Source organism: Rhodothermales bacterium, assembly GCA_034439735.1.
Lineage (GTDB): Bacteria > Bacteroidota > Rhodothermia > Rhodothermales > JAHQVL01 > JAWKNW01.
Genome location: JAWXAX010000275.1, coordinates 1 through 7724, shown reverse-complemented (window position 1 = coordinate 7724; position 7724 = coordinate 1). Strand labels below are relative to the sequence as shown.

The window sequence follows — 7724 nt, the reverse complement described above, 5'->3', positions numbered from 1 at the left end:
CGACCGGAAGCGACGGCGCCAGCCGGCGCTGGAGTGGAGGGACCTCCGTACGGATGGCTCCATAACGGATTGACGCGGCGTCCGCTTCGGGAGGTCGCTCAGCTGCCGCATCGGCTGGCGCCGCTGCGTTCGTTCTGTTAGATTATTTCGTTCGTTTTTTCGAGTTTTCAGTACGGGTTCGAGGGAAGGCTTAAGTCTACCGTTCGTTCATGCACACGATAGTGATGCCTATCGCGATACCAGACCCCTTCCTTCGGCGGCTTGAAGCTAAATAGACAAACCGACCTCTCCGCAGGTCACTAACAGACTCAGCTCGTAGCCTCCTGCGAACCCGCTCGCTCACCTAGACCCCCCCGATTATGAACTACATCGGAATCGATCCCGCGGCGGATTCGTTTACGTTCACCCGCTACATACCTGATTCGAAGCTGGCCGGAAACTCGAGTACCTTTGACAGTCATGCCGACGGTATAGCGCAGTTCCTGGCCTCGCTTGAAAAGCAGGGCTGTACGCCCGAACAGACGGTGATGTGCATCGAGAATACGGGTGTATACTCCGAATTGCTCTGCTACACGCTCCATCAAGCCGGTTTCCAGATCCTACTCATTGAACCGATCAAGATCCACCGGGCGCTCGGGCAAGGCACGGCCAAAACCGATCCGCTCGATAGCCTTAAGATCGCCGAGTATGCCTACCGCTTTCGCGATAAACTCAAGCTCTGGGAGCCTCATGAGGCCATTACAGAGCAAATCAGGGTGCTTTTGAGTACGCGAGAGCAGTTGGTCAAACAGCAAACAGCCCTCTCCAACGCGCGCCAGGCGCTCCAGCGCAAGTACATCCAGACACCGGCGGCCAATGCCTCGCTCGATGTCATGATCCAGCAGGCGAAGGAGCAGATCAAGCAACTTGAACAGGAGATCAAGCGCCTGATCAAGCAGCATCCCACGATGGCCAACATTGTCAATCTGATCGTGAGCGCACCGGGCGTCGGAATCCTTCTGGCTGCTCACCTGCTCGTGATCACGAAGGGGTTCTCCGAGCCGATCACCTATCGGCAAATGGCGGCCCAGTTAGGCATCGCACCTCTGGAGCACACCAGCGGAACGAGCGTGAAGCGAAAGCCCCTATCCCGGGGATACGGCCCCAGAACGATGCGAAAACTCCTGCACCTGGCCGCGCGCTCCGTGGTCACCCATAAGCGCACCTACCAGCTTTATTACCATCGCAAGCTCGCCGAGGGCAAGCCCAAAACGCTGGTCCTCAACAATGTGTCCAACCAGCTGCTACGCGTACTCTGCAGTATGTTAAAAAACAAAAAACCCTACATCGATGGCTATGTCTCGGTCTACCCGAGGCTCCTTGTCTCTTGACTAAGTCATAGACATCGCGATGACAGTGCGACTATTTTTTCACACCACTCGGCGACAGATCCAAGCCTGTGACTACTCGGTAAGCGTGATCCCTTTACAAAACGACCTTTCCTCACCGAGCATGCTCTGGCGCCATCGACACCTCGTACCCCATCTGACTCATCCTATGCACATCCCGGCGCTCGGCCCGAATAAATAGATCTCCGTGGTAGGCCGGGCATCCGTCGCAGCCGCGGCAGGTCGGCTTTCCGATCCAGACATGGTCATAGATAGCGAGGTCGGCGTCGGCCAGTTCCAGCAGCAGGGCATCCACCGTTTCACCGACGGGAGGGGCCGGCACGCATTGTTTACCCACCGAGACGACTTTTTTCATCCAAAGCGTCTGTGGATCACCCTCGACGAGGCTGCCGGCCGGGTAATGAATCCCCGCACATCCAGCCAGAAATAATACAAGAAGTCCGTATCGCATCGTCGTGTCGCTTTTTGGGATACCTGCTTACAGCGGCCTATCTTCGGGAAAGATCCACGAACAGCACAGCGAATCGTGAGAACTCCCGCGTCAAAGGGGCTGCCCTGAGGATCACACCCGCATGAAAAACACCTCCTTTACCCCCCGCTCCGCCGGCCTCGTCCTCGGCCCCGCCCTTTTCATCATCCTGCTCTTCTTCGTCCGCCCGGAGGGCCTTTCACCGGAGGGCCAGGCCGTGCTGGCGTCGACGGTCTGGATCGCCATCTGGTGGATCACCGAGGCCGTGCCCATCGCCGTCACCTCCCTCCTCCCGCTCGTCCTCTTCCCCCTCACCGGCAGCCTCAGCCTGAACGCGACGAGCGTTGCGTATGGCGACAAGTTCGTCTTCCTGTATGTGGGCGGATTCATCATCGCCATCGCCATCGAGCGGTGGCGGCTACACCGGCGGATCGCGCTCGCCATCATCAGCGTCATCGGGACCAACGCGCCGCGCATGATCCTCGGGTTCATGGTGGCGACGGGGTTTATTTCCATGTGGATCTCGAACACCGCCACGGCCGTCATGATGCTGCCGATCGCGATGGCCATCGTCGCCCAGTTCAAGGATCATCCGGGGACGCCCGAGAACGAGACGGCCCTTTTTGGCAAGGCGCTGATGCTGGCCGTCGCCTACAGCGCCTCGATCGGAGGGATCGCCACGCTGATTGGGACGCCGCCCAATCTGGTGCTCGCCGGCGTCATCCGAGAGACCTACGGGGTCGAGATCACCTTCGCGCGATGGATCGTACTCGGCCTGCCCATCTCCATCATCCTCCTTGTTTTGTGTTGGGCCTACCTCACCCGCGTCGTCTTCCCGCTGCGGCAAACCGCCATCCCCGGCGGCCGCACCGAAATCCGCGCTCAGCTGCGGGCGCTGGGACCGCTTACGTTCGAGGAAAAGATGGTGCTGCTCGTGTTCGCCGGCACCGCCCTGGCCTGGATCACCCGCTCGTTTCTGCTGGTGAGGTTCATGCCGGCGCTCGACGACACCATCATCGGCATCGCCGGCGCCATCGCGCTCTTTTTGCTGCCGGCGTCACGGGCGCAGGGCGGCAAGATCCTCGACTGGGAGACGGCCGTCAAGCTCCCCTGGGGCATTCTGCTGCTTTTTGGCGGCGGACTGGCCATCGCCAACGGCTTCCAGGCTACGGGACTGGCCCTGTGGATCGGCCAGCAGATGACCCTGCTCGAAGGGGTGTCGCTCCTCGTGTTGCTGATCGTGGTGGTGGCCAGCGTCAATTTCCTGACGGAGATCACGTCCAACCTCGCGACAACGGCCATGATGCTGCCGGTGCTCGCGGCGATGGCGCTCTCGCTGGACGTGCACCCCTATATCCTGATGATCGGCGCCACGCTGGCGGCCTCCTGCGCCTTCATGCTGCCGGTAGCCACCCCACCAAACGCGGTGGTGTTCGGATCGGGTTATGTGGGGATGGCGGATATGATCCGCGCCGGCTTCGGACTCAACCTCATCTCCATCGTCATCGTCACCCTCATCGTCTACCTGTTCCTCCCGGGCGTATGGGATTTTTCACCCGATGCGTTTCCAGATACCTTCCGTTCTCCATAAAATGACGATCCCCTGCCCGCCGGGATACGGGAAGGGGATCGGCTCGCCGGGGAGGCAAGGAAAGAGGCCATGCCTGACCGCCCACTGATCATGGGATGCTTCAAAAGGTGGAGAGGGTTCATCCGCCGAAACGAGGCCCGGCAGGCAGTGCGCCCGATGCTTGCTTCCGGGCGATAGAGGGCCGCATTCCCATGTGCTGATGAACGCGTACATAACGTAGCCAAACTCCGGGGGGCCGGCAATCGCACGAAGATGTGGTTTTGACCGGAAAAATCGTGCGTAATGTCTCCGAATATGTGAGTTAGCCTCCAGTCAGGCCTGTATAATACGATTGGCGTCATACATTGAACCCCGAACTCCGAACCCGAAACCGCCATGCGCGTCTCCCGCCGCCGCTTTCTTCAGACCACGAGCGCCACCGTCGCCACCCTCGCACTGTCCAGGGCGACCTTTGCCGCTCGTTTCGCCGCCAACCCGATCGGAATGTGCGACTGGAACCTCGGCCGCTCGTGCGACCCGGACGACATCCCGAAGGCCAAAGCCGCCCACCTCGCCGGCATCCAGGTAAGCGTGGGTACCCGGCCGGACTTCATGCCCCTCCGCATCGACGCTGTGCGGGAGCGCTACCTGGACCTCGGCCGCGAACACGGCATCACGTTCCCATCCGTCGCCGCCGGCAGCATCCTCAACCGGATCCCGCTGAAGTCCGAACCTCAGTCCACCGTCTACGTCATCGACGCCGTCGAGGCCGCCGCCGCGCTTGGGTCTTCCTGTGTGCTGGTGGCGTTTTTCGGGAATGGGGATCTGCGGCTAAAGGACAGCCTCGGCGAATTTCGGCGCATCGGCGAAAGCGCTTTTAGCGTCTACGAACTCGACGCCCCGGGGGTCACGCGGGTCGTAGAGGCACTCCGCCAGATCACGCCGCGGGCAGAAGACGCCGGCGTGGTCCTCGGCCTCGAAAACACCCTCACGGCCGAACAAAATCTGGAGATCCTGGACCGCGTCGCCTCGCCGATGGTGCAGGTCTATTACGACGTGGGAAATTCCACCGCCTACGGATACGACGTCCCCACCGAGATCCGCCTGCTCGGTAACGACCGGATCTGCGAGATCCACATCAAGGAGACCCTCGGCCTGGAGGATCCGATGGGCGCGATGCTGGGCGGGCCGGCTCAACACGGGGTCAACTTCGCCGGCGTGGCGGACGCCTGCCAGGAGATCGGCTACGACAAGTGGTTCATCCTCGAAACGAGCGGCCGCGACGAGCGCTTCCAGGAAGACACCCGCGCGAACGTCCGCTTCATCCAGGATCGCCTCACCTGAGCCGCGTCCCCTACTTCTCTACGATCTGCACCACGACGTGGCCTTTCACGCGCAACATGCAGGCCAACCGGTGTTCGCCAGATTTTAGCTTACACACCTCCGAAATCGTCCACCCCTCCTCATCTTCGTCCAACGCGTTCAGATGCTCGGCGCCAGACACGATGCGCACCGGGTCGTAGCCACACCGACCGCTCTCGCACTCGTAATTGATCGGGATATTATGCTGGCGCGCCGTGCTCAGGACGGTGCCGGCAGCCGACATCGGGAACGGGCCTCCTTTACCCAGGAAGGTTACAGCCGGCGCGTCCGGAGCGGCGACAGGCTTCGGTGACCCGGCTGGCGCCATGGATTCGGGCGCCGGCTGGACCGGAACGCTGGCGGGTGCCGGCTGGATAAACGAGACCTCCTTCGCCGGCTCGCGCTGACGCTCGCTGAATCGGAACAGCGACTGCCCGAGCCGGATCACTTCATCATGCCGGATCGGATACTCCGCTCGGATGCGCAGGTAGGTGCGGTTGAGGCTATTGAGATCCTTGGCCGCCAGCTCGCCCCCCTTCACCTGCACCGCCAGATGCCGACGCGAGAGCATCCGGTCGTCGGCGGCGAGTACAATATCGGGGGCATCGCGCCCGAGGACCACCGTGCCCTCGGAGAGCAGGTGCCGGCCGACCACCGTCCCGTTGTGGTCGTAGTGCAGGCAAAGCCAGCCGTTCGGTTGCCGGTTAAACACCAGGAACTGCCGCCCCAGTTGGAGCAAATCGCCACTCGAGAGCGGGCGCAGTTCGCCGGCCGTCAGTTGTAGGAACGAACCCGCCTTGCTGCCTTCGTCGCGCAGAAAAAAGCCCTTCTCGGTGTTCCGGATCGTCGCGTGACGGTCGGCCATGGACCCTTCATCGGAGACGACAATCGTATTGGAGTCGGCGCGGCCGATGGGGGTGTCCGCGCCCAAGTTCAGCAGGTACTCGTCTTCCTCGACTCCCGCGAGGGTGATGCGGACGAGCCGCGGCGCCGCTACTTCGCGAGCCGTGTCGTCGTCCGCCGGCCGCAAAAACGACGCGCTCTGTCGCACTTCTTCCGGGATCGCCTCGCTTTCGCCCGGTGTGGCATCCTCGACGAACCGCAGAGCAACATCGATTTTCGAGCGGCCATCCACCTTCTGCCGGATCACCTCCGCGATGAACACGCCGTCGCGCAGGGCCGCCTTGATGTTGCCGGCGCGGCGCACCTCCCGAAACGTCGTGGCGTCGGCGCGATGGTCGTCGGCTTCGAGATAGACCGGGCTCAGAATGTCACCGATCATAAACACATCGGGCACCTGCGTTTCCAGCAGCGGCGTCACCGCCATACGCCGTTTGCCCCTGGCCCCGCCCTCCACCATCGTGATCCCCAGACTCTCCAGGAACGCCTCGGGGATGTCCTCGCCGATGCACGCGATACACTGCGTCTTCGGAAACTCCAGGTGCGTCGTCTCGATCGACCGGCCTTCGATGAGCCGGCGATCGACTCGAATCGACACATACTCCTGTCGGTCCGGCCCCACCAACACGGCCACGGGCTCGCTATGCGGGTAATACCGGATATTGCCGTTGCCCAGGTAGGCCTCGAAAAACACTTCCGACAACGCGCGGGACACCTTCGGCATGCTATTGCCACGGTACGACCAGTAGACCGGACACGCGTCGCCAGCGGCGGCTTTGGCGTTTGAGATCGCGATGACCGCTTCGGCAGCCGATGTCCCGCCGCCGATCACACACGCCGGCTCGCCGATATAGGTCTGCGCGTCGTCAAGCCGATACGTGATTCCTGCTGTGTCGCCGGGGATGTCGAACCGCCGGGGCACGCCCCGGCCGATGGCCAGAACAAGATGGCGCGCGGTGAACGTCTCTTCCAGCCGAGTCCGATGATTCCAGGTCTTCGCACGAATCAATCCGCCGGGTTGTTTGCTGATGCTCGTGAGTTCCAGCCCGATTTTTGTCGGGATCGCATGCTCACGATACAGGCCCTGCCACCGGCTGCACATGTCGTCCTTGTCGATCGGGCCAAACTGTAGCGCCGCCACGAGGGGTCCGCCGGCGGGGAACTGCATCTGGTCCCCGCCGCCGAAATGGGGCAGGATCAGCTTTTCCTTGGCGTAGTCGCGAATACGCTTCATCAGGTCATCGTAATCGAGGACCAGGACGGAGAGTCCGAGCTCGCGCGCGCGAAACGCCGTAGCGGTGCCGGCCGGCCCACCGCCAACCACCAGTAGATCCAGTACCTCAGGGAGCTCCATGCGTCGCTATCCGTCTTCGTGTGGGGTATAATCCGATGTGATGGCCACGCCGGCTCAGCGCAGCACCGCGGTCGCTTTTGGCCCAAAACGAAGCCGGGCGCCAACGGTCAAACGGGTGGGCTGGCTGATCTGGACATCGTCGACATACGTGTGGTTGCTGCTCTTGAGATCGATGATCTCGACGCTCGAATCGGTGACGATGAGCTCCGCATGCCGCGTCGACACAAAACTGTCTGCCACGACGATGTTGCACGCCTGCCCCCGGCCGAGGACGTATTTGCCGGGATTCAGCGTCAGGCGAGATTCCTTTCCATCGCCCAGACCCAGCTCCAGAACAAACGGGATCGCCGCGGGCTGGGCAGTGGCTGGCGGCATGGTATCCTCGTTCATGCCGGGCAGGTCCGGCAGCGCCGCAGGCTGGGCAGTGGCTGGCGGCATGGGATCCTCGTTCATGCCGGGCAGGTCCGGCAGCGCTGCGGGCTGGGCAGTGGCTGGCGGCAGGGGATCCTCGTTCATGCCGGGCAGGTCCGGCAGCGCCGCGAACGATTGCCCCATGCTGGTGCGCATCCCCGGATCGTCCGGTCCAAAGGAAGCAATCCCCTGGGACGGAAGGACGGGCGGACTGCCCAGCGTAGTTCCAGTGCCGCGGCTCGAAGCGGGAAGGGGCGGGCTGCCCGGAGT

6 protein-coding genes are annotated in these 7724 nt (G+C 62.4%); 3 read left to right on the top strand and 3 right to left on the bottom strand.

Annotated features, from left to right (window positions below; translation table 11 throughout):
- The first annotated feature begins 359 nt into the window (after window positions 1–359).
- Complete coding sequence (locus tag SH809_19210; GenBank protein MDZ4701848.1) at window positions 360–1370, top strand: IS110 family transposase; 1011 nt, start codon at window positions 360–362, stop codon at window positions 1368–1370.
- Window positions 1371–1482: 112 nt separating this feature from the next.
- On the opposite strand, the gene SH809_19205 is transcribed toward SH809_19210, so the two are convergent.
- Window positions 1483–1839 (bottom strand): hypothetical protein, encoded by a 357-nt coding sequence (locus tag SH809_19205; GenBank protein MDZ4701847.1) that lies wholly within the window; start codon window positions 1837–1839, stop codon window positions 1483–1485.
- Window positions 1840–1960: 121 nt separating this feature from the next.
- On the opposite strand from SH809_19205, the gene SH809_19200 reads away from it, so the two are divergent.
- Together SH809_19200 and SH809_19195 are read left to right on the top strand one after the other, a co-directional pair.
- Window positions 1961–3448 carry a DASS family sodium-coupled anion symporter gene (locus tag SH809_19200; GenBank protein MDZ4701846.1) on the top strand — a complete coding sequence of 496 codons (1488 nt, stop codon included), beginning with the start codon at window positions 1961–1963 and terminating at the stop codon, window positions 3446–3448.
- 375 nt (window positions 3449–3823) lie between these two features.
- The gene (locus tag SH809_19195) at window positions 3824–4771 is read left to right on the top strand and encodes a sugar phosphate isomerase/epimerase family protein (protein ID MDZ4701845.1); all 948 of its coding nucleotides are present in this window, start codon (window positions 3824–3826) and stop codon (window positions 4769–4771) included.
- Between the two features lie 10 nt (window positions 4772–4781).
- On the opposite strand, the gene SH809_19190 is transcribed toward SH809_19195, so the two are convergent.
- Together SH809_19190 and SH809_19185 are read right to left on the bottom strand one after the other, a co-directional pair.
- Entirely contained in the window at window positions 4782–7043 is a 2262-nt protein-coding gene (locus tag SH809_19190; protein ID MDZ4701844.1) for an FHA domain-containing protein, read from the bottom strand.
- A 54-nt stretch (window positions 7044–7097) separates the two neighbouring features.
- Window positions 7098–7610, bottom strand: a complete 513-nt coding sequence (locus tag SH809_19185; protein ID MDZ4701843.1) for an FHA domain-containing protein — start codon at window positions 7608–7610, stop codon at window positions 7098–7100.
- Window positions 7611–7724: the final 114 nt, after the last annotated feature.

What these genes read in the sequence shown, in the direction of transcription:
- SH809_19210 (MDZ4701848.1), top strand. Translation starts at nt 360, where the DNA reads ATGAACTACATCGGAATCGATCCCGCGGCGGATTCGTTTACGTTCACC.
- SH809_19205 (MDZ4701847.1), bottom strand. Translation starts at nt 1,839, where the DNA reads ATGCGATACGGACTTCTTGTATTATTTCTGGCTGGATGTGCGGGGATT.
- SH809_19200 (MDZ4701846.1), top strand. Translation starts at nt 1,961, where the DNA reads ATGAAAAACACCTCCTTTACCCCCCGCTCCGCCGGCCTCGTCCTCGGC.
- SH809_19195 (MDZ4701845.1), top strand. Translation starts at nt 3,824, where the DNA reads ATGCGCGTCTCCCGCCGCCGCTTTCTTCAGACCACGAGCGCCACCGTC.
- SH809_19190 (MDZ4701844.1), bottom strand. Translation starts at nt 7,043, where the DNA reads ATGGAGCTCCCTGAGGTACTGGATCTACTGGTGGTTGGCGGTGGGCCG.
- SH809_19185 (MDZ4701843.1), bottom strand. Translation starts at nt 7,610, where the DNA reads ATGCGCACCAGCATGGGGCAATCGTTCGCGGCGCTGCCGGACCTGCCC.